At 72.8% G+C, this 23,053-nt stretch carries 23 protein-coding genes; 11 read left to right on the top strand and 12 right to left on the bottom strand.

Features of this window, described 5'->3' with window-relative positions; translation table 11 throughout:
• Positions 1–112 precede the first annotated feature (112 nt).
• The 3 genes from QRT05_RS08920 to glnA all read right to left on the bottom strand — a co-directional run bounded on the left by QRT05_RS08920 (position 113) and on the right by glnA (position 3,388).
• Complete coding sequence (locus tag QRT05_RS08920) at positions 113–955, bottom strand: endonuclease/exonuclease/phosphatase family protein (protein ID WP_289446777.1); 843 nt, start codon at positions 953–955, stop codon at positions 113–115.
• A 111-nt stretch (positions 956–1,066) separates the two neighbouring features.
• Positions 1,067–1,666, bottom strand: coding sequence for a GNAT family N-acetyltransferase (locus QRT05_RS08915; RefSeq protein ID WP_289446775.1), 600 nt, complete (start codon positions 1,664–1,666; stop codon positions 1,067–1,069).
• 297 nt (positions 1,667–1,963) lie between these two features.
• Entirely contained in the window at positions 1,964–3,388 is a 1,425-nt protein-coding gene (gene glnA, locus QRT05_RS08910; RefSeq protein WP_289446774.1) for a type I glutamate--ammonia ligase, read from the bottom strand.
• A gap of 288 nt (positions 3,389–3,676) precedes the next feature.
• Between glnA and QRT05_RS08905 the strand changes: the two genes are divergently transcribed.
• Positions 3,677–4,201, top strand: a complete 525-nt coding sequence (locus QRT05_RS08905; RefSeq protein WP_289446772.1) for an RDD family protein — start codon at positions 3,677–3,679, stop codon at positions 4,199–4,201.
• Between the two features lie 25 nt (positions 4,202–4,226).
• Here QRT05_RS08905 and QRT05_RS08900 read toward each other — a convergent pair whose 3' ends face one another.
• Positions 4,227–4,955, bottom strand: coding sequence for a DUF4191 domain-containing protein (locus tag QRT05_RS08900; RefSeq protein WP_289446771.1), 729 nt, complete (start codon positions 4,953–4,955; stop codon positions 4,227–4,229).
• Between the two features lie 60 nt (positions 4,956–5,015).
• Positions 5,016–6,017 carry a lipoyl synthase gene (lipA, locus tag QRT05_RS08895; RefSeq protein WP_289446770.1) on the bottom strand — a complete coding sequence of 334 codons (1,002 nt, stop codon included), beginning with the start codon at positions 6,015–6,017 and terminating at the stop codon, positions 5,016–5,018.
• A gap of 141 nt (positions 6,018–6,158) precedes the next feature.
• Here lipA and QRT05_RS08890 point away from each other — a divergent pair, with 141 nt between their 5' ends.
• Positions 6,159–6,647, top strand: a complete 489-nt coding sequence (locus tag QRT05_RS08890) for a flavodoxin domain-containing protein (protein ID WP_289446768.1) — start codon at positions 6,159–6,161, stop codon at positions 6,645–6,647.
• Between the two features lie 79 nt (positions 6,648–6,726).
• Here QRT05_RS08890 and lipB read toward each other — a convergent pair whose 3' ends face one another.
• On the bottom strand, positions 6,727–7,404 hold the full coding sequence (gene lipB, locus QRT05_RS08885; protein WP_289446767.1) for a lipoyl(octanoyl) transferase LipB: 678 nt from the start codon (positions 7,402–7,404) through the stop codon (positions 6,727–6,729).
• Positions 7,405–7,475: 71 nt separating this feature from the next.
• On the opposite strand from lipB, the gene QRT05_RS08880 reads away from it, so the two are divergent.
• From QRT05_RS08880 to QRT05_RS08870, 3 genes are all read left to right on the top strand, one after another.
• A complete protein-coding gene (locus tag QRT05_RS08880; RefSeq protein ID WP_289446766.1) occupies positions 7,476–9,713 on the top strand; it encodes an MMPL family transporter in 2,238 nt (745 codons plus the stop codon).
• A gap of 10 nt (positions 9,714–9,723) precedes the next feature.
• Positions 9,724–10,737: a Gfo/Idh/MocA family protein gene (locus QRT05_RS08875; RefSeq protein ID WP_407650323.1), complete on the top strand. Its 1,014-nt coding sequence runs from the start codon at positions 9,724–9,726 to the stop codon at positions 10,735–10,737.
• Positions 10,738–10,801: 64 nt separating this feature from the next.
• Positions 10,802–12,046, top strand: a complete 1,245-nt coding sequence (locus tag QRT05_RS08870; RefSeq protein ID WP_289446762.1) for a protein kinase family protein — start codon at positions 10,802–10,804, stop codon at positions 12,044–12,046.
• Here QRT05_RS08870 and QRT05_RS08865 read toward each other — a convergent pair.
• From QRT05_RS08865 to lpdA, 3 genes are all read right to left on the bottom strand, one after another.
• The gene (locus tag QRT05_RS08865; protein ID WP_289446761.1) at positions 12,033–12,923 is read right to left on the bottom strand and encodes a TIGR01777 family oxidoreductase; all 891 of its coding nucleotides are present in this window, start codon (positions 12,921–12,923) and stop codon (positions 12,033–12,035) included. The two genes, QRT05_RS08870 and QRT05_RS08865, sit on opposite strands and share 14 nt — an antisense overlap.
• A gap of 75 nt (positions 12,924–12,998) precedes the next feature.
• Complete coding sequence (gene sucB, locus QRT05_RS08860) at positions 12,999–14,888, bottom strand: 2-oxoglutarate dehydrogenase, E2 component, dihydrolipoamide succinyltransferase (RefSeq protein WP_289446760.1); 1,890 nt, start codon at positions 14,886–14,888, stop codon at positions 12,999–13,001.
• A 27-nt stretch (positions 14,889–14,915) separates the two neighbouring features.
• A complete protein-coding gene (lpdA, locus tag QRT05_RS08855; protein WP_407650321.1) occupies positions 14,916–16,301 on the bottom strand; it encodes a dihydrolipoyl dehydrogenase in 1,386 nt (461 codons plus the stop codon).
• A gap of 193 nt (positions 16,302–16,494) precedes the next feature.
• Between lpdA and QRT05_RS08850 the strand changes: the two genes are divergently transcribed.
• A complete protein-coding gene (locus tag QRT05_RS08850; protein WP_289446758.1) occupies positions 16,495–16,839 on the top strand; it encodes an oxidoreductase in 345 nt (114 codons plus the stop codon).
• A gap of 33 nt (positions 16,840–16,872) precedes the next feature.
• Here the strand turns inward: QRT05_RS08850 and QRT05_RS08845 are convergent, their stop codons facing one another.
• Entirely contained in the window at positions 16,873–18,333 is a 1,461-nt protein-coding gene (locus QRT05_RS08845) for a leucyl aminopeptidase (protein WP_289446757.1), read from the bottom strand.
• Positions 18,334–18,382: 49 nt separating this feature from the next.
• On the opposite strand from QRT05_RS08845, the gene QRT05_RS08840 reads away from it, so the two are divergent.
• From QRT05_RS08840 to QRT05_RS08825, 4 genes are read left to right on the top strand one after another with little or no spacing between them, the layout of a single operon-like run.
• Positions 18,383–18,742 carry a hypothetical protein gene (locus QRT05_RS08840; protein WP_289446756.1) on the top strand — a complete coding sequence of 120 codons (360 nt, stop codon included), beginning with the start codon at positions 18,383–18,385 and terminating at the stop codon, positions 18,740–18,742.
• The gene (locus tag QRT05_RS08835) at positions 18,739–19,185 is read left to right on the top strand and encodes a hypothetical protein (protein WP_289446755.1); all 447 of its coding nucleotides are present in this window, start codon (positions 18,739–18,741) and stop codon (positions 19,183–19,185) included. The genes QRT05_RS08840 and QRT05_RS08835 overlap by 4 nt, the downstream gene beginning before the upstream one ends.
• 4 nt (positions 19,186–19,189) lie before the next feature.
• Complete coding sequence (locus tag QRT05_RS08830; RefSeq protein ID WP_289446754.1) at positions 19,190–20,239, top strand: quinone-dependent dihydroorotate dehydrogenase; 1,050 nt, start codon at positions 19,190–19,192, stop codon at positions 20,237–20,239.
• Complete coding sequence (locus QRT05_RS08825) at positions 20,239–20,439, top strand: hypothetical protein (protein ID WP_289446753.1); 201 nt, start codon at positions 20,239–20,241, stop codon at positions 20,437–20,439. Before QRT05_RS08830 ends, QRT05_RS08825 begins: the two co-directional genes overlap by 1 nt.
• A gap of 3 nt (positions 20,440–20,442) precedes the next feature.
• On the opposite strand, the gene yczR is transcribed toward QRT05_RS08825, so the two are convergent.
• Positions 20,443–21,897, bottom strand: a complete 1,455-nt coding sequence (gene yczR, locus QRT05_RS08820) for a MocR-like transcription factor YczR (RefSeq protein ID WP_289446752.1) — start codon at positions 21,895–21,897, stop codon at positions 20,443–20,445.
• A 59-nt stretch (positions 21,898–21,956) separates the two neighbouring features.
• On the opposite strand from yczR, the gene yczE reads away from it, so the two are divergent.
• Positions 21,957–22,613, top strand: coding sequence for a membrane protein YczE (yczE, locus tag QRT05_RS08815; protein WP_289446751.1), 657 nt, complete (start codon positions 21,957–21,959; stop codon positions 22,611–22,613).
• On the opposite strand, the gene QRT05_RS08810 is transcribed toward yczE, so the two are convergent.
• A complete protein-coding gene (locus QRT05_RS08810; RefSeq protein WP_289446749.1) occupies positions 22,577–23,029 on the bottom strand; it encodes a MarR family winged helix-turn-helix transcriptional regulator in 453 nt (150 codons plus the stop codon). The two genes, yczE and QRT05_RS08810, sit on opposite strands and share 37 nt — an antisense overlap.
• Between the last annotated feature and the right edge of the window lie 24 nt (positions 23,030–23,053).

Below are 23,053 nucleotides of genomic sequence, written 5' to 3'. Positions count from 1 at the left end.
GGCGCTCGACGTGGTCACGACGATGCCGCCGCCACCGCCACCTGCAGCGACATCTGAGGATCGCCGGTCCGCCGACGCAGTGGGACCGGGTGTCCGCGTGCGGGTTGCTGACCTAGTACCGAAGGTCCGCGAGCACGGCGCTGTGGTCTGACGGCCACACGCCGTCGACGGGCTCTGTCCCGAGCAGCTGCGCGCGCACGGGGTGCCCCGCTCCGCCGCGCCGCCTCGTCGCGGAGAACACGTAGTCGATGCGCCGGTCCGGCCAGAGCAGCGGCGCGGTGCACGGGTTGGCACGCGACCAGGTGGCGCCGGTCGGATCCGTGCCGTCACGGCCCCCGGCGACCTCCCATGCGTCGTAGAACGACATCCCCGGGACGGGAACGGCGCACCGACCGGTGAGCATCCGGATCTCGTCACTGTCCGGGTCACAGTTGAAGTCTCCGCACACGACCAGCGGGACCGCGTCGTCCACCAGCTCGGCGAGGTGCTCGAGCAACCCGCGCACGGCGTCCTGTCGTGCCTGGCTCTCGTCGAACCACCACGCGTCCATGACGACCCCCGCGACCTGGACCAACCCTCGCGGACCAGTGATCTCCGCGAGCTCCACGCGTGCGCCACCGAACGTGAGGCTGTCGGTCCGTGCGATCGGCCATCGCGACATCACGGCAACGCCTGAGAGTGCGGTGTCGTCCTCCTCTGCTTGCACCCCGCTGTACGTGTGATGGGGCATCCTCAGCACGCCCGCCAGCCGGGCACGCTGGCTGTCGTCGTTCGTGGCCCACGACTCGGCAAGGACGAGGACGTCCGGACGTGCGCCCCGCAACGTGGCGATGATGGCAGGCTCGCGGCCCCGCCAGTTCGAGTGCCGCCCCCACACGTTCCACGTGACGACTCGCACGGTGGAGCTGATCAGCCGGCCGTAGAAGTCCGGTGGGCTGTCCGAGGGAGGTGTCATCGTTTCATGCTGCCCTGCTGCTCTGCTGCCGAGACGCGTGCCGGTCCGTAGGGCGGGAGTCGGCCAGTGGCGTGGCGGTGTGTGGAGTCTTCCGACCGGCTCCGCCCGTGGTCACCGGCCCGGAACCTGCGCCGTCATCACGCAGTTTCCCTTGCCTTTCGGGCGCTGGTACGTGAACCCGAGCTGCTCGTACATGGACCGGGTGGCGTTGTAGAGGAACGATGCCGACGTCTTCTTCCCCGGCGGCAGGTCGTGCGGGTAGGACTCGACAAGACCACCGCCCTCGGCGGCGATCAGGGCGAGCGCGCCCCGGACGGCCACGGACGCCATCCCCTTGCGTCGGTAGCGGCGGTCGACGAACAGGCACGTGATCCGGTAGTCGGGGCGTTGCTCGAGGCCCTGCTCCCACTCCTTGCGGTGGTGGATGTTCGGCAGCTCCTCGGGCGGCCCGAACTCGGCCCAGGCGACCGCCTCGTCACCGTCCATCACGAGCGCGGCGTGTGCCCGGCCGGCGAGCACGAGCTGGTGCTTGAACTCGCGGTTCCCGAGCGCGCGCCGCTCCTCCACCGGGTCGGGGTACACGTGGAAGTAGACGCACCAGCACCCGCCCCAGACGCCGTTGTGGCGCTCGGCGAGATCGGCGAACGCGTCCCACGTCGCCGGCCCGAGCGGCTCGATCCGGAAGCCGTCGACGACGAGCTCGCTGCTCACGGTCGGTCCTGCGACGCGGGCGGCTCGGCGACGCACGTGACTCCCGTGCTCCTGTCCGCGTCGGCGATCTGCGTACCCGTTCGTGTGTCCATGCCCGTGGACCCGTCTCGAGGGAGTGAGCTGCATCGCAACCGTAGCGACGGCCTCTGACCTGTTCTACCCCCTGGCACGCGCCGGACTGCCCGGCGCCGCACGAAGCTTGTGGCAGACACACAGCACCCCCGCCACCGCGAGGGTGACGGGGGTGCCGCTTACTGCAGGTCACCGCCTCACGGGAGCAGCCGCGAGGCGGGACGATCACACGTCGTAGTAGAGCTCGAACTCGTGCGGGTGTGGCCGCAGACGGATCGGGTCCACCTCGGCGGAGCGCTTGTAGTCGATCCACGTCTCGATCAGGTCGGGCGTGAAGACGTTGCCCGCCGTGAGGAAGTCGTGGTCGGCCTCGAGGCTGTCCAGCACCTCGCCGAGCGAGCCCGGCACCTGCTGGATGAGGGCGTGCTCCTCGGGGGGCAGCTCGTACAGGTCCTTGTCGACCGGCTCGGGCGGCTCGATGCGGTTCTGGATGCCGTCGATGCCGGCCATCAGCATGGCCGCGAACGCCAGGTAGGGGTTCGACGACGGGTCCGGCACGCGGAACTCGATGCGCTTGGCCTTGGGGTTCGAACCGGTGACCGGGATGCGGATGCACGCGGAGCGGTTGCGGGCCGAGTAGACCAGGTTGACCGGAGCCTCGTAGCCCGGGACCAGGCGGTGGTAGGAGTTCACCGTCGGGTTGGTGAACGCCAGCAGCGAGGGCGCGTGCTTGAGCAGGCCGCCGATGTACCAGCGCGCGATGTCGGACAGGCCGCCGTAGCCCTTCTCGTCGAAGAACAGCGGCTCGCCGTCCTTCCACAGGGACTGGTGCACGTGCATGCCCGAGCCGTTGTCGCCGAACAGCGGCTTCGGCATGAAGGTCGCCGTCTTGCCGTTGTTGTGCGCCACGTTCTTCACGACGTACTTGAAGAGCATGACCTTGTCGCCGGAGATCGCCAGCTTGTCGAAGCGGTAGTTGATCTCCTGCTGACCGGCCGTGCCGACCTCGTGGTGCGCGCGCTCGACGCCGAGCCCGAGCGCGTCCAGCTGGAGGCTGATCTCGTCGCGGATGTCCGAGAAGCCGTCCACCGGGGGAACGGGGAAGTAGCCACCCTTGTAGGGGATCTTGTGGCCGAGGTTGCCACCCTCCTCCTCGCGGCCCGAGTTCCAGGCCGCCTCGAAGGAGTCGATCTTGTAGAACGACTCGTTCTGCTTCGTGTGGAAGCGGACGTCGTCGAAGATGTAGAACTCGGCCTCGGGCGCGAAGAACGCGGTGTCCGCGATGCCGGTCGACTGCAGGTACGCCTCCGCCTTGGCGGCGACCTGACGCGGGTCGCGGCTGTAGGGCTCGTCGGTGTACGGGTCGACGATGTGCATGTTGATGTTCAGCGTCTTCTCGACGCGGAAGGGGTCCACGTACGCCGAGGTGACGTCGGGGATGAGCTTCATGTCCGACTCGTGGATCGCCTGGAAGCCGCGGATCGATGACCCGTCGAACATCTGGCCGTCGGTGAAGAACGAGGCGTCCAGCGTCGGGGCAGGGACGTTGAAGTGCTGCATCGTGCCCGGCAGGTCACAGAAGCGGACGTCGACGAACTTGACGTCCTCGCTCTTGATGAATGCCAGGACTTCCTCTGGCTTGTTGAACATCCGCTGCTCCTCGGTTGGTGGTGCCCGTGGGGTCGGGCAAGGCGAGGCTACGAGCGGGCCGTTTCTCTGTCGTGTTCCGAGTGTTTCCACGGTGTTACGACCACCGGCCCGGTGTAACGATCCTCGACACTAGACCCGCGTGACGGACGCCCGCGGGGCGTCTCGACGCTCGGGCTGCGGCCGCGGGCCCACGCTACGTGGACGCTGTGACCAGCAGGTTTCCGCGGCGTTGCCGCCGCTGTCGGCGCCGACGTCCGCGAACCGCGGAGCGTCGCCTAGGCTGCTCGCGTGGCAGATCGTCGGGACCTCAGCTCATGGCTCGACGGCGGAGCATCCGACCCGGACCCGTCGCGCAGGCCGGCCGAGAGCCAGGCTCGCGGCCAGCGGCTCGGCCTGCCCGCCTCCGGCTCCGGCTCCCTCGCGTCCCTCGGACGCAGGTTCGCTGCGCTGGCGATCGACTGGGTGGCCTGCCTGCTCATCGCGGGGGCGTTCTTCCCGGTGGACCGCGAGGCCTTCTTCCTCACGCGCGGCAGCACCACCGCCACGCTGGGCATCTTCGCCCTCGAGAACGTGCTGCTGGTCGGCTCGATCGGTCACACCTTGGGGCACCGACTGGTGGGCCTGCGGGTGCGCCGGGTGATCCCGACGGCGCCCGCCGCGGACCAGGAGCGGCTCGCGGTCGGCGCACCGGGGTTCATCGCGGCGCTGCTGCGGACGCTGCTGCTCTGCCTGGTGATCCCGGCGGTGGTGTGGGACCCCGATGGCCGTGGCCTCCACGACCGCGCGGCGGGGACGGCGATCGTCCGCCGCTGAGGCGCTGCGAGGGCGCCGAGGCGTCTCAGCGGCCGCGCATGCCCTTGCGGTCGGGACGCGCACGCATGGGGTCGACGCCCTTCGGCACGGGCAGGCGCACGCCACCGAGCGCGGTGAGGCGCTTGCTGACCTCGGCGACCTCCTGCTTGGTCAGCTTCGGCTTGAGCTTCTGCACCGCGCGGGGGAGCGAGCGCAGCGCGACCTGCCCGTCCTCGTTCCCGCACTGGATGAGCGTGATGGGCGCGCCGGAGATGACCCGCGCGGTGCGCTTGCGCTCCGACTCGAGCAGCTTGCCGACGCGGTTGGCCGGGCCCTCGCTCACCAGCACCACGCCGGCACGGCCGATGCCGCGGAACACGAGGTCCTGGGTGCGGGGGTCGACGGCCACGGGCTCCTCGCCAAAGGTCCAGCCGCGGCGGATGGTGCCGAGCGCCGCGCGGGAGGCTCCGGGCTGACCCTCGATGTTGGCGTAGGCCGACTTCTCGGCCCGGCGCGCGAGCACGAACATGCCACCGATCACCGCGAACGGGATGCTCAGCAGCGTCATGTAGATGGTCGCGTGGATGAGCAGGCCCACGAGCACGCCGAGCGCGATGATGCCGAAGAAGACGCCGAGCACCACCCAGGTGACCGCGGGGTCGTTCTGGCGGGTCATCTGGTACGCCTGCCAGATCTGGTGGTACCAGCGGGTCTTCTTCACCTTGGGGGTGGAGGAGCCGGCGGGCGCAGCAGAGGCGGAGGAGTTACGGGCCATGGGTCGGGAGTCTACCGAGGGCCTGGCCCCTCGCGGACCGCGTCCGCTGAGGGCGGACGATCAGCGGGCCAGCAGGCTGGCCGCCTCCTGCCGCGCGGTGGTGGGCTCGGCCAGGTGCGCCAGCGCGTCGGGGATCGGCAGCCCGCGGCGGCGCATCGCCTGACCCCACAGGCGCCCGGCGCGGTACGACGAGCGCACCAGCGGGCCGGACATGACGCCCAGGAAGCCGAGGCGGTTGGCCTCGTCCGAGAGCTCCACGAACTCCTCGGGACGCACCCAGCGGTCGACGGGGTGGTGCCGCACCGAGGGGCGCAGGTACTGGGTGATCGTGATGAGGTCGCACCCGGCCTCGCGCAGCTGGCCGAGCGCCTCGACGATCTCCTCGGTGGTCTCGCCCATGCCGAGGATCAGGTTCGACTTGGTGACCAGCCCGGCGTCACGGGCCCGCGTGATGACCGACAGCGACCGGTCGTAGCGGAAGCCCGGGCGGATCTGCTTGAAGATGCGCGGCACGGTCTCCAGGTTGTGCGCGAGCACCTCGGGCCGCGACGAGAAGACCTCGTCGAGCAGCTCGGGGACGGCGTTGAAGTCGGGGATGAGCAGCTCGACGCCCGTGCCGGGGTTGACGGCGTGGATCTGGCGGACGGTCTCCGCGTACAGCCACGCGCCGCCGTCGGCCAGGTCGTCGCGCGCCACACCGGTGACGGTCGAGTACTTCAGACCCATCGCCTGCACCGACGCGGCGACGCGCCTCGGCTCGTCCGCGTCGAAGTCCGCGGGCTTGCCCGTGTCGATCTGGCAGAAGTCGCAGCGCCGGGTGCACTGGTCGCCGCCGATGAGGAACGTCGCCTCGCGGTCCTCCCAGCACTCGAAGATGTTGGGGCAGCCCGCCTCCTCGCACACCGTGTTGAGGCCCTCGCGCTTCACGAGGCCCTTCAGCTCCGTGTACTCCGGGCCCATCGTGGCGCGGGTGCGGATCCACTCCGGCTTCTTCTCGATGGGGGTGGCGGCGTTGCGGGCCTCGACGCGGAGCATCTTGCGCCCCTCGGGTGCGGTGGTCACCTCGTCACCTTAACCGCCGCGCCGCGATTCGGACCGGCGCGAGGTGGACGTCACAGGCAGCCGGCCGGGACCTCGGTCCCGGGTGTGCGGCGTGCGACCGGACGAGAGTGGGCGAAAGGCGATGGCGAGGGGAGCGGTGCGATGCACGTGCTGGTGAGTGTGGCGTCGCGCCACGGCGCGACCGCCGAGATCGGTGAGGTGCTCGCGCTCGAGCTGGCTCGTGCCGGGCACTTCGTCGACGTGGTGCCCCCCGATGACGTCGAGAGCGTCTCCGACTTCGACGCGGTGATCCTCGGGTCGGCCGTCTACGTGGGACGCCTGGCCGTGGCCCTGCGCGCGCTGGTGCAGCGCGAGTCCGGCCAGCTGCGCAAGAAGCCCGTGTGGCTGTTCTGGTCGGGTCCGGTCGGCGACCCGCCCATGCCGGTGACGGCTCCCGACGACGTCGCGTCGATCGCGCGGTCGGTCGAGGCGCGCGGCGAGCGGTGCTTCGTGGGACGCCTGGACCGCGGAGGGCTCAACCTGAGCGAGCGGGCGCTCGTCGCGCTGACCCAGGCGCAGACGGGCGACTTCCGCGACTTCGACGACGTGCGGGCGTGGGCCGCGACGATCGCCGCCGAGCTGGCTGCCTAGCCGGCGTTCAGACGCGTGGTGATCCCGGGTACGGCGACGAGGGCGGTCCCGGGATCGCCACGCTCGGGCCGCGGTGTCGTCACGAGACGCCGGCCGGCTCGGGGGCCGCGAGCACCTGCCGCAACGCGGCGGTCAGGTGCCCGCGGACCAGGGGCGTGACCTCGGCGATCGTGACGCGCCGCCCCGTCTCGACGGTGAGCGACGTGACGTCGGCGTCGGAGATGCCGCAGGGCACGATGCGCTCGAAGGCGCCGAGGTCGGGCTCGCAGTTGAGGGCGAAGCCGTGCATCGTCACGCCGCGGCTCACGCGGACGCCGATCGCGGCGACCTTGCGCTCACGGCGAGCGACGCCGTCGACCTCGTCGGCGGCGAACCACACACCGCTGCGGCCGTCGACGCGGATCGCCGTCAGGCCCAGGTCGGCGCACGTGCGGATCAGCGCCTCCTCGAGGGCGCGGACGTAGCGCACCACGTCGATGGGCTGCGCGAGCCGCACGATGGGGTAGCCGACGAGCTGACCGGGCCCGTGCCAGGTGATCCGGCCGCCCCGATCGACGTCGACCACCGGCGTGCCGTCGACCGGCCGGTCCCAGGACGCGGTCCGTCGACCCGCCGTGTAGACGTCCTCGTGCTCGCACAGCAGCACCGTGTCCGGCAGGTCACCGGCGACGACGGCCTCGTGCACCTCACGTTGCCGCTGCCACGTCGGCTCGTAGGGCAGGAGTCGGGTGCCGAGGTCCAGCTCGTCGAACCGCATGTGGCCAGGTTAACGCCCGCCGCAGCGCGCGCTGGTGCGCGGATCGGCCGCCGGTACCGCAAGATTCAGCCATGTCCCGCACCCGTCGCTCCGCGATCGTCCGCGCCCTCGGCGTCGCGCTCGCCCTGCTCGTCTGGCTCGCCATCGCCTCCGTCGGTGGTCAGGCGCAGGGCAAGCTCTCCCAGGTCCAGACCAACGAGGCAGGGGCATTCCTGCCGTCGTCGGCCGAGTCGACGCTCGCCGCCGAGGCCAGCCGAGAGTTCGTGGACGCGCCTACGCTGCCCGCCCTGGTGGTGCTGCGGCCCAGCGACGGCGCCGCTGTCAGCGAACAGCAGCTGCAGGCCGTCACCGCGTTCGCGCAGTCGGTGCCCGAGCGCGCGGTCCCGGGCGGCGGCACCTGGTCGGACCACCTGGTGGGCGAGCCCGTGGTCGTGCCGTCCGAGGACGGCGAGGCGCTGCTCGTGGTCTACCAGCTCGACGCGGACGCCGCCGACGAGCTGCTGCCCACCGAGGAGTCCGTCACGGAGGCGTTCGTGGCCGACCTGCGCGCGGGCCTCGCCGACGAGCTGGGCGCGACCGCCACGACGAGCGGCGAGCTCGGTCTCCACGCCTGGGTCACGGGCCCGGCCGGTTTCGTCGCCGACCTGGTCACGGCCTTCGCCGGGATCGACGGCGTGCTGCTGCTGGTCGCGCTGGGCGCCGTGCTGCTGATCCTCGTGCTCGTCTACCGGTCGCCGCTGCTGCCGATCGCGGTGCTGCTGACCGCCGTCTTCGCGCTGTGCCTGGCGGGGCTCGCCGTCTACCTCCTGGCGAAGAACGACGTCATCAAGCTCAACGGGCAGGCGCAGGGCATCCTGTCGATCCTCGTGGTGGGGGCATCCGTCGACTACGCGCTGCTGCTGGTGGCGCGCTACCGCGAGGAGCTGCGCTCGGCCGCGGACCCGTTCGTCGCGATGCGGCGTGCCTGGCTCGCGTGCCTCGAGCCGATCGCGGCCAGCGCGGGGACGGTCATCGCGGGCGTCCTGTGCCTGCTGCTGTCGGACCTCGCGTCGAACCGCGGCCTCGGTCCTGTCGCGGCGATCGGCATCGCGTCGGCGTTCCTCGGTGCGCTCACGCTGCTGCCGGCCATCCTGCTGGTCGCGGGCTCGCGCTCGCGGGTGTTCTTCTGGCCGCGCACGCCCGCCCCGGTGGAGAGCCACGGCGCGCACGGGGGAGCGCTCGACCCCGCCGAGGGCACGGGCCTGTGGGCTCGCCTCGCGCGGTTCGTCGGCGCGCACGCGCGCGTGGTCTGGATCGTGACCTCGGTGCTCCTCGTGATCGGCGCGGTCTTCGCGACCACCTTCCAGGCCTCGGGTACGAGCCAGGCCGACGTGTTCCGCACCGACGTCGACGCCGTCGCCGGCGAGGAGGTGCTCACCGAGCACTTCCCGGCCGGGTCGGTCCAGCCGGCCACCGTCATCGTGTCGCAGGAGCAGGCCGACGAGGTCGCCGCGGCGGCCGACGCCGTCGACGGCGTCGCGTCGGTGACGCCGTACACCGGCGCGCCCGCGGGAGCTCCCGGCGCGGAGCAGGCCGAGCCGAAGGTCGTCGACGGGAACGTGCGCCTGGACGTCGCGACCACCGCGGTCTCGGACTCGCAGGAGGCGGTCGCCACCGTCGAGGACCTGCGCGACGCGGTTCACGAGGTCGCTCCCGACGCGCTCGTCGGTGGAGCCGCGGGCGAGCAGCTCGACACGCAGGCCGCGGGGGAGCGGGACCTGCGGGTCATCGTGCCGGTGGTGCTCCTGGTGATCGGCGTGATCCTCATGCTGCTGCTGCGCTCGATCGCCGCCGCCGTGCTGCTGCTCGTGGCGAACGTCCTGTCGTTCGCGGCCGCGATGGGCGTCTCCGCGGTGGTGTTCAATCACGTGCTCGACTACCCGGGCGCCGACCCCACGGTGCCGCTGTTCGCGTTCGTGTTCCTCGTCGCGCTCGGCGTCGACTACTCGATCTTCCTCATGACCCGCGTGCGGGAGGAGGCGATCGTGTCCGGGACGCGGCTGGGGGTGGTGCGTGGGCTCGCCGTCACCGGGGGCGTCATCACATCCGCCGGTGTGGTGCTCGCGACCACGTTCGCGGCCCTCGGCATCATCCCGCTGCTGTTCCTGGCGCAGATCGCCTTCATCGTCGCGTTCGGGGTGCTTCTCGACACGCTCGTCGTGCGCAGCCTGCTGGTGCCCGCGCTCGTGCACGACCTGGACCGGCGCACGTGGTGGCCGAGCCGGCTCGGCAGGGCACGCGACGACGCCCACACCCACGTCGCCTCCTAGAGTGGGCGCCATGCGGATCGGACTGATCGGGTACGGCGGGGCAGGTCGAGGGATCCACGCGCGTCTGGCGCGTGCGGCGGGGCAGCAGGTGACCCACGTGGTCACGGGTCGCCGCGCCGATCAGGTGGCGGAGGACTGGCCGGACGCGGTGACGGTCCCCGACGTGGACGCGCTGCTCGCGCACGTCGACGACCTCGACCTGGTGGTGGTGGCGAGCCCGAGCGGCGATCACGCGGAGCACGCGCTCGCCGCGCTCGCCGCCGGTGCCCACGTGCTGGTGGACAAGCCGCTGGCCACGACAACCGCCGACGCGGAGCGCCTCGCGGCGGCTGCCGACGGTCGGCTGACCGTCTTCCAGAACCGGCGGTGGGACCCCGAGCAGCTGGCCCTGGTGAACCTGCTCACGTCCGGTGAGCTGGGCACGGTGCACCGGTTCGAGCGGCGCTGGGAGCGGTACCGACCGCAACCCCAGAACCGGTGGAAGGAGAACGACGTCGAGGCGGGCGGGCTCCTGCTCGACCTCGGCGCGCACCTGGTCGACTCGGCCGTGCAGCTCTTCGGCCCCGTGCGCAGCGTGTACGCGGAGCTGCGCTCGCTCACGACGCCGGCGGTCGACGACGTGTTCCTCGCCGTGACCCACGACGGCGGTGTCATCAGCCACCTGCAGGCCGGAGCGCTGACCGGCGCGCCGGGGCCCCGCACGCGCGTGCTCGGCTCGGGGGGCGCCTACCTGGTGACGAGCTACGAGGGCGAGCCGACGCCCTTCGCGGCCCTCGACGACGCGTACGAGGAGAGCCGGCGCCCGGGCGAGCCCGAGCACGAGGGGTGGCTGGTGCGCGGCTCCGACCGCACGCCCGTGCCGCGCCCCGCCGGTGGGCACGGCGACATCTACCCGACGCTCGCGCGCTGGGTGGCCGGCGACGCGCCCGTGCCCGTCGACCCGGCGGACGCCGTGGCGACGGCCCGGACCCTCGACGCGGCGCGCGTCTCGGCCGCCGAGGGGCGCGCGGTCGCGCTCGACTGACCACCCCCGCGGGCCCTGTGGACGACGGCCGACGCCTCGGGCGCGCGGGGGATTCGATGGGGGCATGGATGTCCTGCCCGTGCCGCCCGACGTGGCCCGCGCCCTCGACGGGCTCGACCTGGTGCCGGTCGCACCCGCGGGGCCGGAGGGTGGCGGCTGGCTCGCCGCTGCACGGCAGGAGCCCTCTCGGTACGTGGAGCTGCACGTGCTGCCCGGGTCCCTCGACGACGAGCTCGCGCGGCGGCTCGACGTCCTGCGCACCGTGCGGCACCCGCACCTGGTCCGCCTCCTCGACGCCGTCGCGATCGGCTCGGGGCAGATCGGGCTGCTCGTCGAGCACGTGCCGGGGCTGACCGTCGCGGAGATGCGTTCCTCGCGCGCGCCGCTCTCGGACGGGGAGGGCGTCACGCTCGTGGTCCCGGTGCTCGAGGCGCTGGCGGCGCTGCACCGTGCCGGGCTCGTGCACGGGCCCGTCACGGCCTCGTCGGTGGTGGTGCGTCCCGACGGTCGGCCGGTGCTCGTGGACCTGCGGGGCGCGGTGCTCGGCGCGGGGACCGCGGACGGTGACCTCAGGCGCTGGCTCGCCACCGTGGTCGCGCAGCTCCCGCCGGCAGAGGCGCGACGCCCGCCGGCTCGGCCGGGACCCAGACCCTTGCGGGCGCTGCTCGAGGCGGCGCTGCGCGCGGACCTCGATGTCGACGAGCTCGTCCGTCGGTGCTTCGCGGTCGCGGAGCCGGAGCCCCTGCGCCTGCCGGACCCTGGCGTGCTGGCCGGCGCCGACCTCGTGCGCGCCAGCCGGCGGCACCCCGTGCGACCGCAGCGCCGACTCCCGCATGCGCCGCGGGCGTGGCTGCTCGCGCTGGTCGGCGCGGTGGTCCTGGCGGCGGGGATCGGGACGCTGGTGCACCGCACGGACGGGTCTGCGGCCGCTGCGGAGCGTCCCGACCCCGTTGCTGCCGCGGTGTCGCTGAGCGCGGCACGGGCTCGGGCGGTCGCGGACGGTGACGCCCGCGGTTTGGCCGCGGTGGAGGTGCCGGGAGGGCCGGCCCACCGGGCGGACCTCGCGCTGCTCGACGCCCTGGACGGGCAGAAGGTCGACGGGCTCGGCATCGACGTCGTGTCGGCGGCGGCGGTGTCGGGCGGTGGCGACGCGGCCCGGGTCGCGCTGCGGTCCGCGGTCACGGCGCACGTCGTCGTGGCCGAAGACGGCGCGCGGCGGCGGGTGGCGGCCGGACCGGAGCGGGACGTGGTGCTCGACCTGCGCTGGACGCCCGGGGGTTGGCGCGTGTGGGAGGTCAGGCCCGGTTGACGACCCACCGTGCGGCGTCGTCCAGGTCCGCGTGCACGGGGGTGAACCCCGCGGCGTCGAGCGCGGCGGGGACCGCCCGGATCGACCCGAGGACCTCCGAGGAGAAGTCACCGAGGGCGATCCGCAGGGCGACCGCGGGCACGGGCACGACGGCGGGCCGGTGCATCGCGCTGGCCAGCGCACGGACCACCTCGATGTTGCGCCGGGGCTCCGTGACGAGGTTGACGGGCCCGCGCACGTCGGCGGAGAGCAGGTGCGTGATGGCGCGGGCCTCGTCGAGCAGGCTGATCCATGGCCAGAACTGCTGCCCAGAACCGAGGCGGCCGCCGAGCCCCAGCCGCAGGACGGGCAGCAGGCGTCCGAGCGCGCCGCCGCCGGGCCCGAGCACGATGCCCGTGCGCAGGTGCACCACGCGGACGCCGGCGGCCTCGGCCGGCGCGGTGGCCGCCTCCCACTCGCGCACCACGTGGGCGAAGAAGGTGTCGCCGAGCGGCTCGGACTCGTCGAGCACGTCGTCGCCGCGCGACCCGTACGCCCCGATCCCGGAGGCCTGCAGGAACACGCGTGGTCCGTCGGCGACCTCCGCGAGCCGGAGGGCCAGCAGCCCCGCGGACCGGACCCGCGAGGAGAGCACCAGCCGCTTGCGCGCCGTCGTGAGGGGCCGAGAGCCGGGGTTCACGCCGGCGAGGTTGATGACCGCGTCGGCGCCCTCGAGGGCTCGTGGGTCCAGCGTCCCGGCGTCCGGGTCCCACGCGATCTCGTCGTGCGACCGCGGCGCTGTGCGCACCAGGCGGAGGACCTCGTGCCCCTCCTGTCGCAGCAGGGGCAGCAGCGCCCCACCGACGAACCCGTGCGAACCACCGACCACCACGCGCATCGAGTCACCCTACGGGCGTCGGACGCACGGCGCCCCCGGACCGACGAGCGGTCCGGGGGCGCGGAGCGTGAGACGTCAGAGCCCGAGCTCGGACTCGAACGCACCTTCCTCGATGCGGGCCTTGACCGCGGACAGGTAGCGCGAGGCGTCTGCCCCGTCCACGAGCCGGTGGTCGTAGGACAGCGAGAGGTAGCACATGGAGCGGATGGCGATGACCTCGGCACCGTCCGCGTCCGTGATGACCACGGGGCGCTTGACGATCGCCCCGGTGCCCAGGATGGCGGACGTGCCACCGGGGACGATGGGCGTGTCGATGATCGCGCCGCCCGAGCCGGTGTTGGTCACCGTGAACGTGGCGCCGCTCAGCTCGTCGGGCGTGACCTTGTTGTCGCGCGTGCGACCGGCGAGGTCCACGATCTTGCGCGACAGACCGGCCAGGTTCAGGTCACCGGCGTCACGGATGACGGGCACGAGCAGACCGCGCTCGGTGTCGACCGCGATGCCCACGTTCTCCTGGCCGTGGTACGTGATCTGGTTGCCCTCGAGCACCCCGTTGATCTTGGGGTAGGCCTTGAGGCCCTCGATCGCGGCCAGCACGAAGAACGGCAGGAACGTCAGGTTGACGCTCTCGCGAGCCTTGAAGTCGTTCTTGGCGCGGGCGCGCAGGCGGGCCACCTTGGTGACGTCCACCTCGACGACCGTGGTGAGCTGCGCCTGCGAGTGCAGGGCGTCGACCATCCGCTCGGCGATGATCTGGCGCAGCCGGCTGGCCTTCTCGGTGGTGCCCCGCAGGGGCGAGACCGACGGGACGGCCGCCGGCTTCGCAGCGGCGGGCGCCGCTGCAGGCGTGGCCGCGGCGGCCTCCTTCGCCTTGGCGGCGGCCTCGGCCTTGGCGGCTGCCTCCAGCACGTCCTCCTTGCGGATCCGGCCGCCGACGCCGGTGCCGGTCAGGGTCGCGACGTCCACGCCCTTCTCGCTGGCCAGCTTGCGCACGAGGGGTGTCAGGTAGGAACCGCTCGCCGCGGGCGCTGCGGGTGCGGCAGCCGGAGCGGGCGCCGGGGACGCGGGGACGGGCGCCGGGGTTGCCGACACCGGGGCGGGAGCCGCCTGGGCGGACTCCTGCTCGGCGGCGGGCTCGGGCGCGGTCTGCGGCTCGGGCGTGGTCTGCGGCTCGGGCGTCGCCTGCGGAGCGGCGGCGGGCGCGGGCTGCTCGGGCGCCTCCTGCGCCGCGGGCTCCGCGGCCGGAGCGGAGGCCGCGGGGGCCCCGCTGCCGGAGCCGATGACGGCCAGCACCGCACCGACCTCGACCGTCTCGTCCTCCTGCACGAGGATCTGCTGCAGCGTGCCGGCGAACGGCGACGGGATCTCGGTGTCGACCTTGTCGGTGGAGATCTCGAGCAAGGGCTCGTCGACCTCGACGGAGTCGCCGACGGCCTTGAGCCAGCGCGTGACCGTGCCCTCGGTGACCGACTCACCCAGCGCGGGGAGCGTGACGTTCTCGCCCGTCCCGCCCGAACCGGCGCCCGAGTCGGAACCCGCCTCCGCACCCGACGAGCTCGAGGCGGCCGGCGCGGCCTCCTCGTGCTGCTCGGGGGACTGCTGCGCGGGCGTCGCCTCGGCCGCGGACTCCTCGACGGGAGCCTGCTCGGCGGGCGCCTCCTGCTCGGCCGGCGCCTGCTGCTCGGCCTGCTCGGCGGCCGGCGCGGACTCGGCGGAGCCAGCGCCCTCGCCCGAGCCGATCACGGCCAGGGTGGCGCCGACCTCGACGGTCTCGTCCTCCTGGACCAGGATCTGCTCGAGCACACCCGCGAAGGGCGAGGGGATCTCGGTGTCGACCTTGTCGGTCGAGATCTCGAGCAGGGGCTCGTCGACCTCGATGGTGTCACCGACGTTCTTCAGCCAGCGGGTGACGGTGCCCTCGGTGACGGACTCACCGAGTGCGGGAAGCTGCACGTTGTCGGACATGACCGCGTCGTCTCCTTTGATCCTGGGTCAGTTGTGGGCGTGCAGCGGCTTGCCGGCGAGCGCCAGGTGCGCCTCGCCGAGAGCCTCGTTCTGCGTGGGGTGGGCGTGCACGAGCGCGGCGACGTCCTCGGGGTAGGCCTCCCAGTTCACGATGAGCTGGCCCTCTCCGATGAGCTCGCCGACGCGCGCGCCGATCATGTGGACGCCGACGACGGGTCCGTCCTTCTGGCGCACGAGCTTCACGAAGCCCTGCGTGCCCAGGATCTTGGACTTGCCGTTGCCGCCGAGGTTGTACTCGAGCGTCTCGATGCCGTCCTCGCCATGAACCTCCTTGGCGCGAGCCTCCGTGAGACCCACCGAGGCGACCTCGGGCTCGGAGTACGTCACGCGCGGGATGCCGGACTCGACGATGGGCGCCGGGTTGAGGCCGGCGATCTGCTCGGCGACGAAGATGCCCTGCGCGAAGCCGCGGTGCGCGAGCTGCAGGCCGGGGACGATGTCGCCGACGGCCCAGATGTTCGCGACGCCCGTGTGCAGCTTCTCGTCCGTGATGACGAACCCGCGGTCGAGCGTGATGCCCTGCTCCTCGTACCCGATGCCGCTGGTGCTCGGGCCGCGGCCGACGGCGACCAGCATGAGGTCGGCGTCGAAGGTCTTGCCGTCCTCGAGCGAGACGTGCACGCCGTTGTCGTCCTGCGTGACGCCGGAGAACCGCACGCCCAGGTTGAACTTGATGCCGCGCTTGCGGAACGCGCGCTCGAACGCCTTGGACAGCGCCTCGTCCTCGTTCGGGACCAGGTGCGGGAGGGCCTCGATGATCGTGACGTCCGCGCCGAACGACTTCCAGACGCTCGCGAACTCCGACCCGATGACCCCGCCGCCCAGGACGATCACCGACTGGGGGACCCAGTCGAGCTGGAGCGCCTGGTCGGACGTGATCACGCGGCCGCCGATCTCGAGGCCGGGCAGCGAACGGGCGTACGAGCCGGTCGCGAGGACGATGTGCTCGCCCGTGTACGTCTGGCCGTCCACCTCGACGGCGTTGGGGCCGACGAGCTTGCCGTAGCCCTCGACGACGGTGATCTTGCGCGACTTGATCAGTCCCTGCAGCCCCTTGTAGAGGCCGCCGATCACGGTGTCCTTGTACTGGTTCACGCCGGCCATGTCGATGCGCTCGAGCGTGGTGTGCACACCGAAGTGCTCACCCTCGCGGGCGTTGTCGGCCAGCTCGGCCGCGTGCAGCAGGGCCTTGGTGGGGATGCAGCCGCTGTGCAAGCAGGTGCCGCCCACCTTCCCGGCCTCGATCAGGGCGACGTTCTTCCCGAGCTGGGCGGCTCGCAGGGCGGCGGCGTAACCGCCGCTCCCCGCTCCCAGGACGACGATGTCGAAAGCGGTGCCGTTGGTGTCGGCCACGTGCAGGCTCCTCATGCGCAGGCGAACAGACGTGTGGTCTGGAGTTCGCCTGCCATCTTGTCATCACAGCACCCGGGTCACTAACTGGAGCGCACGTCGGAGTGTGTGACTCTCGGAACAGTCATCCCATGACCAAGGTCGAGGTTGCCGATCCGCCCCATGGCCGGGCACGACGCGGCTAACCTCGGGACCCATGGGCCTGTTCTCCCGCCGTCGTTCGAAGCCGGCCGCCGACACCGAGCCGAGCGACTCCGCCGCGCGCGACGCGACGCTGGCCCACCTGACCGACTTCGTGCAGACACGCGTGGGCGTCGAGGCGTACATCGAGCCCGTCACGAACGTCACCCAGACCACCGTGATGCTCGTCGCCACGGACGGGGAGTGGACGCGCCGGCGGGTGCCCGACGCGCGGACGGCCGCCCAGCTGGCGCAGAAGCTGGGCATCCCGGCCTACGACGTGCAGCGCACGGGCTATCCCCAGCGCGTCCGGGACTACAACGCGCGGCAGAAGATCGAGCGCCGGCGCAACATCGTCTAGGCCGGGCAGCGTGACGCGCCCGGGGCCGGGGCGTCAGCGCCCGGCGCGCGCCTCGATGAAGCCCAGCAGCGTCCGCACGCCCACGCCGGTGCCGCCGACGGGCGTGTACCCGTGCGCGCCCTTCTCGTTGAACGACGGACCGGCGATGTCGAGGTGTGCCCACGGCGTCGAGCCCACGAACTCACGCAGGAACACGCCCGCGGTCAGCATGCCGCCGAACCGGTCGCCGATGTTGGCCAGGTCGGCCACCTTCGACTTCAGGCCGGCGAGAAGCTCGGCGGGCAGCGGCATCGGCCAGAACTGCTCACCCGTGGCCTCGGCGGCGTCGACGACCTCGTCGCGGACGTCGTCGGAGCCCATGACCGCCGACACGCGGTAGCCGAGCGCGACCATCTGCGCGCCGGTGAGCGTCGCGATGTCGAGAACCACGTCGGGCTTCTCCTCGACGGCGGCGACGAGGCCGTCGGCCATCACCAGGCGTCCCTCGGCGTCCGTGTTGAGGACCTCGACCGTCTTGCCGCCGCGGATCGTGATGACGTCCGACGGACGCTGGGCCGTCCCGGACGGCATGTTCTCGGCGAGGCAGAGCCAGCCGGTGACGGCGACCGGCAGCTCGAGGCGAGCAGCCGCGACGACCGTGTGCAGCACCGCGGCAGCGCCGGCCATGTCGGACTTCATCGCCTCCATGCCGGCAGCGGGCTTGATGCTGATCCCGCCCGAGTCGAAGGTGATGCCCTTGCCGACGAGCGCCACGGTGGCCGTCGGACGCGAGGGGGAGTAGGACACCTTGACCAGGCGAGGTCCGCGCGCGGAGCCCTGGCCGACGCCGATGAGGCCGCCGTAGCCGCCCGAGGCGAGCGCCTTCTCGTCGAGGACCGAGACCTTGACGCCCTTGGCGTCCTTCGCGGCGGCCTTGGCCAGGTCGGCGAACGCCGCCGGGTACAGGTCGTTGGGAGCGGTGTTCACGAGGTCGCGGGTGGCGTGGACGGCGGCCGCGACGATCTCCGCCCGCGCGACGGCGTCCTTGGCGGCCCGGTCGCGGACGCGGTCGGTGACCAGCTCGACGGTGGCGACGGCGGGCTTGCCCTCGCTGTAGCGCGTGTAGGCGTAGGCACCGAGCAGGGCGCCCTCGGCGACGGCGGCCACCTCGACCGCGTCGGAGGCGGGCAGCGCGAGCGCGACCGAGGAGGAGCCGGCCAGCTCGCGCGTGGCCGCCCCCGCCGCGCGCCGCAGCGCCTCGGGTGTGACCGCGCCCGCGCCCACACCGGTGACGACCAGCACGGGGGCGTTGAGCCCGAGGCCCGGGACGCGGCGCACCTCGTCGACCGCGCCCGTGATGCCGAGCGCGGCGGCATCCTTGCTCAGCAGGCGCGAGAGCTCGGCGGGGAGCCACTCGGCCGCGAGCGGCGTGACCGTGTCGCCGGACGCGGAGACGGCGAGCACGACGGCATCGACGGACAGGCGGGCGGGGTTCTTCGACGTCAGCGAGATCACGCGTCGATGGTAGTCCGGGGCCCGCGGTGCCCCGGTACGGTGGGGCCTCGTGATCGTGCCCGTCGCGCTGCTGGTCGGCGTCCTGTGCCTCGCGCTCGCCGGCTGGGCGGCGTGGTTCGTCGTCGCCGACCGCGCGGTCGTCCTGCGCCAGCTGTGGGGCGGCGCCGTGATCGAGGCCGTGCTGCTGGTGCAAGCGGTGATTGCGGCCGTGATGCTCGTCGTCGGCGACCACGACGTCGATGCCGCGCTCTTCTGGGGCTACGTCGTCACGCAGCTGATCGTCCTGCCCATCGCCGCCGCGTGGGCCTTCGCCGAGCGGACGAGGTGGAGCTCGGTGGTGCTGCTCGTCGCGGCCGTCACCGTCGGCTTCCTGGAGTTCCGGCTCTGGCAGATCTGGGAGAACCTGTGACCACCACGCGCCCCACCGGCACCGGCCCCGGCCGCCTGCTCGTCGCGATCTACGGCATCCTCGCGCTGGCCGCGACGGCCCGCGGCATCTACCAGGTGGCGACCAAGCTCTCCGACGCGCCCCTCGCCTACCTGCTCTCCCTGCTGGCGGGCGTCGTCTACCTGGTCGCGACGATCGCGCTCGCGACCAACCGGCGCTCGCTCGCGTGGGCCGCGGTGCTCGTCGAGCTGGTCGGGGTGATCACCGTGGGCACGCTGTCCCTCGTCGACGTGGGGGAGTTCCCCGACGAGACCGTCTGGTCCGGCTTCGGCGCGGGCTACGGCTACATCCCGCTCGTCCTGCCGTTCCTGGGCATCTGGTGGCTCCGCCGCACTGGTCGCGAGGAGTCCGGGTCGTCGTCCGCGGACAGCTCCCCGGACGAGGACGCGCCCACCGTAGGGTGAATCCGTGTACCGCCTCCTGTTCGACGTCGTGTTCCGCCGCATGGACCCCGAACGGGCCCACGAGGTCGCCTTCGGCCTGATCCGTGGCGTGAGCCGGGTCCCGCTGCTCCGCGACGTGGTCGAGGGCGTGCTGAAGCCTCCCGCCGTCGGAGGCGTTCGGGTGTTCGGCCGCGGGTTCGCGTCGCCGTTCGGCGTGGCCGCGGGGTTCGACAAGGACGCGCGCGGCATCGCGGGACTCACGATGCTGGGGTTCGGCTTCGTGGAGGTCGGCACGGTCACGGCGCAGGGACAGCCCGGCAACGAGCAGCCCCGGCTGTGGCGCGTGCTCGACCAGCGGGCGCTGCGCAACCGGATGGGCTTCAACAACGAGGGCTCGGCCGCGGTCGCCGAACGGCTCCGCGCGCTACGCGCGACGCGCCACGGACGCCGGCTGGTGATCGGCGTGAACATCGGCAAGACGAAGGTCACGCCGCCCGAGCGGGCCGCCGACGACTACGCGACGAGCGCGGCACGCCTGGCCCCCTTCGCCGACTACCTCGTGGTCAACGTGTCCTCGCCGAACACCCCCGGCCTGCGCGACCTGCAGTCCGTCGAGGCGCTGCGGCCGATCCTGCAAGCGACGCGCGTCGCGGCCGACGAGGCGACCACGGTCGTCGGCCGACCCCCCGTCCCGCTCCTGGTCAAGATCGCGCCGGACCTGACCGACGAGGACGTCGACGCGGTGGCCGAGCTGGCCGCCGAGCTCGGCCTCGACGGCGTGGTCGCGGTCAACACCACGATCGCCCACGACCTGGGCCCGGGCGGCCTGTCCGGCCCGCCCGTGCTGGAGCGCGGTCTGGACGTCGTCGCCCGGCTGCGCAACCGGCTCGGGCCCGACGCCGTGATCATCGGCGTCGGCGGCATCAGCACGGCGGCCGACGCGCGTGAGTACCTGGCCGTCGGCGCCACGCTCGTGCAGGGGTACACCGGGTTCATCTACGGCGGTCCGCTCTGGGCCTCCCGCATCGGGCGGGCGCTCGCGCGCGATGCCGCGGCACGGGAGCAGGTGGCCTGATGGCGCTCCGGCCGCAGTGGGAATGGCTCCTCGAGGGTGGGACAGACCAGCCGGTGAGCCCGGTCTTCTCCACGCAGTACGACGCGGAGCAGTGGGTGGGCGAGAGCTGGCGCGCGCTGGCCGCGCGTGGCGTGACGCGTGCGACCCTCCTGCACCAGGGCGAGCCGGCGACCGCGCCGATCGACCTGCCGCAGGGCTGACGCCTAGACCACCATCCGGCTCGCCGGGGCCTGCCCCGGAGCCGACACGCCCAGTGCGTCCCAGGCCTGCGCGAGGCCGTCCACGGCGCGCGCCAGGGTGTCGGGGGCTTCGCTGAACGGGATGCGCAGGTTGCGCTCGAAGCTGCCGTCCACGGCGAACGCGGGCCCCGGCGCGACCCGCACGCCGAACCGCGGCGCGAGCGCGGCCAGGGCAGAGGAGGCGGGTACGCCGAGGTCGACCCACAGCGCCAGACCGCCGCGTGGCACCGGGGTCTCCCACGTGGGCAGCCGGTCGCGCAGCAGGCCGACCAGGTGGTCGCGGCGCTCCCGCAGCTCGGCGCGCCGGCGCTGGAGCGTGCCGTCCTCGTCGAGGAGCAGCTGGGTGGTCACGAGCTGCTCCAGCGTGGCGGTCGCGATGTCGATGTGGCCACGGGTCGCCGCCAGACGCGCGACGACGTCCGGGTGCGCTCGGACCCACCCCACGCGCAGCCCGCCCCAGAACGACTTGGACGCGGAGCCGATCGAGACCACGTGCCCGCTCGAGGAGCCGTCGCCTGCGAAGGACTCGGGCGCGGGCCCGTCCATCGTCAGCTCCGTCAGCACCTCGTCGCCGACGATCATGGTGCGGTACCGGCGCGCCATCGAGCGCACCCGCTCGCGCTCGTCGGACGACAGGCTGGTCCCGGTCGGGTTCCGGTGGTCGGGGATCAGGTAGACCAGGCGCGGCGCCGTCTGCCGCAGGGTCGACTCGAGCAGGTCGAGGTCGAGCCCACCGATGCCGGCCGGCACGGGCACGGGTCTGGCGCCCACGGCCCGGACCGCCTCGATCGCGTGCGGGTAGGTGGGGTGCTCGACGACCACTCGGTCTCCGGGCCCGGCCTGCGCGGACACGAGCAGGTGGATGGCGTGCTGGGCACCGGTCGTCACGAGGATCTGGTCGGGCGTGGTCGGCGTCCCCCGGCGGACATACCAGTCGGCGATCGCCTCGCGCAGCGTCGCCAGGCCCAGGGGGGCGTAGCCGGAGGACTCGAGGTGGCGCGGCAGGCAGTCGAGTGCGGCAAGGTAGGCGGCATGCAGGCACGACGGGGCCGACGGAGCCGCGATGGAGAGGTCGACCAGGTCGTGGTCGCTGCCCGCCGTCGGAAGCGCCGGGCGCCGGCCGGGTCCGTCGGGCAGCGTCGTGACCGTGCCGGAGCCGCGGCGGCTGACCAGGTAGCCCTCGTCGCGCAGCAGGCCGTAGGCGGCGGTGGTCGTGGTCCGCGAGACGTTCACCGACTCGGCGAGCTCCCGCTCGCTGGGCAGACGTGTGCTCAGCGGGATCGCCCCGGACAGGACTGCCGCTCGCAGGGCGTCCGCGAGGGCGACGTAGGACGAGCCGGGCCGATGCCACGCGCCGAGCACGGTGCGCAGACGCGCACCCCCGATGCGGCGGTCCGTCGGGAGCTCGTGCAGCGTCATGTGGCCACCTTCTCAGAACTGGCTATGGATTGCATAGCCAATCCGGGAAGACTGGGGCCATGACTTCCGTATTGGCGTCCTTGCGCATCCCCGCCCCGGTGGGTCGACGCACCACGCAGCTCTTCGTCGGCCTCGTCCTCTACGCGGCCTCGATGGCCCTGCTGGTGCACTCGGGCCTCGGCAACATGCCCTGGGACGTGCTCACGCAGGGGATCGCCCGCCACACGGGTGCCTCGTTCGGCACCATCACGCTCGCCATCAGCGTGCTGGTGCTGCTGTGTTGGATCCCGCTGCGTCAGCGCCCCGGCGTGGGCACCGTGGCCAACGTGCTCGTGATCGGCCTGCTCGTGGACCCGTTCCTGGCGGCGCTCGACCAGCTGCCCGACCCGCTGCCCCTCGCCGCCCGCATCGGGCTGGCGGTCGCCGGCATCGTCGTCAACGCGCTGGCCACGGGCCTCTACGTCGGCGCGCAGCTGGGCCCGGGTCCTCGCGACGGACTCATGACGGGGCTCGTGGCCCGCACCGGCAGGCCGGTCGCCCTGGTGCGCACGTCCATCGAGGTGACGGTGGTGCTCGTGGGGTGGGCGCTGGGCGGCACCGTCGGATTCGCCACACTGGCGTACGCCCTGCTCGTCGGGCCGCTCGTCCACGTGGTCCTGCCCCGGTTCACGATCCGGGCTCAGGCCCCGCGCGAGGACCTCGTCGCCGCGTCGTAGAGGAGGGCGGCGGCCGCGCGGATCTGCTCGACCTCCGCGCGGTCCAGGCCCAGTCCGTCGAGCATCGACTGCGGGATGGCGACCGCCCGGGCCCGCAGGTTGCGCCCCGACTCGGTGAGGGCGATGAGCAGCGCGCGGTCGTCGTGCGGGTCGCGCTCGCGCCGCACCAGCTCCATCGCCTCGAGCCGCTTCACGAGTGGCGAAGCGGTGGCGGGCTCGAGGTGGAGAAGGGCGGCGAGGTCCTTCAGGGACAACGCGCCGTACTGCCAGAGCGCCAGCATCGCGAGGTACTGCGGGTGCGTGAGGCCCAGGGGCTCGAGCAGGGGACGGTAGAACGCGACGAGGCTGCGGGCGGCTGCGGAGACCGTGAGGCAGACCTGCGCCTCGACGGCGAGCGGGTCAGGGGTCGAGGTCACGACGGAAGTTTAGCGGGCATATAG

The organism is Cellulomonas edaphi (assembly GCF_030362815.1).
In the GTDB taxonomy this organism is placed as follows: domain Bacteria; phylum Actinomycetota; class Actinomycetes; order Actinomycetales; family Cellulomonadaceae; genus Cellulomonas; species Cellulomonas edaphi.
This window is presented reverse-complemented; position numbering and strand designations above follow the sequence as displayed.

Coding starts and splice junctions, on each gene's coding strand:
- QRT05_RS08900 (WP_289446771.1), bottom strand. CDS start 4,955: ATGGCCCGTAACTCCTCCGCCTCTGCTGCGCCCGCCGGCTCCTCCACC.
- QRT05_RS08870 (WP_289446762.1), top strand. CDS start 10,802: ATGGATGTCCTGCCCGTGCCGCCCGACGTGGCCCGCGCCCTCGACGGG.
- QRT05_RS08825 (WP_289446753.1), top strand. CDS start 20,239: ATGGCGCTCCGGCCGCAGTGGGAATGGCTCCTCGAGGGTGGGACAGAC.
- QRT05_RS08875 (WP_407650323.1), top strand. CDS start 9,724: ATGCGGATCGGACTGATCGGGTACGGCGGGGCAGGTCGAGGGATCCAC.
- QRT05_RS08880 (WP_289446766.1), top strand. CDS start 7,476: ATGTCCCGCACCCGTCGCTCCGCGATCGTCCGCGCCCTCGGCGTCGCG.
- sucB (WP_289446760.1), bottom strand. CDS start 14,888: ATGTCCGACAACGTGCAGCTTCCCGCACTCGGTGAGTCCGTCACCGAG.
- yczR (WP_289446752.1), bottom strand. CDS start 21,897: ATGACGCTGCACGAGCTCCCGACGGACCGCCGCATCGGGGGTGCGCGT.
- yczE (WP_289446751.1), top strand. CDS start 21,957: ATGACTTCCGTATTGGCGTCCTTGCGCATCCCCGCCCCGGTGGGTCGA.
- QRT05_RS08850 (WP_289446758.1), top strand. CDS start 16,495: ATGGGCCTGTTCTCCCGCCGTCGTTCGAAGCCGGCCGCCGACACCGAG.
- QRT05_RS08865 (WP_289446761.1), bottom strand. CDS start 12,923: ATGCGCGTGGTGGTCGGTGGTTCGCACGGGTTCGTCGGTGGGGCGCTG.
- QRT05_RS08920 (WP_289446777.1), bottom strand. CDS start 955: ATGACACCTCCCTCGGACAGCCCACCGGACTTCTACGGCCGGCTGATC.
- QRT05_RS08890 (WP_289446768.1), top strand. CDS start 6,159: ATGCACGTGCTGGTGAGTGTGGCGTCGCGCCACGGCGCGACCGCCGAG.
- glnA (WP_289446774.1), bottom strand. CDS start 3,388: ATGTTCAACAAGCCAGAGGAAGTCCTGGCATTCATCAAGAGCGAGGAC.
- lipB (WP_289446767.1), bottom strand. CDS start 7,404: ATGCGGTTCGACGAGCTGGACCTCGGCACCCGACTCCTGCCCTACGAG.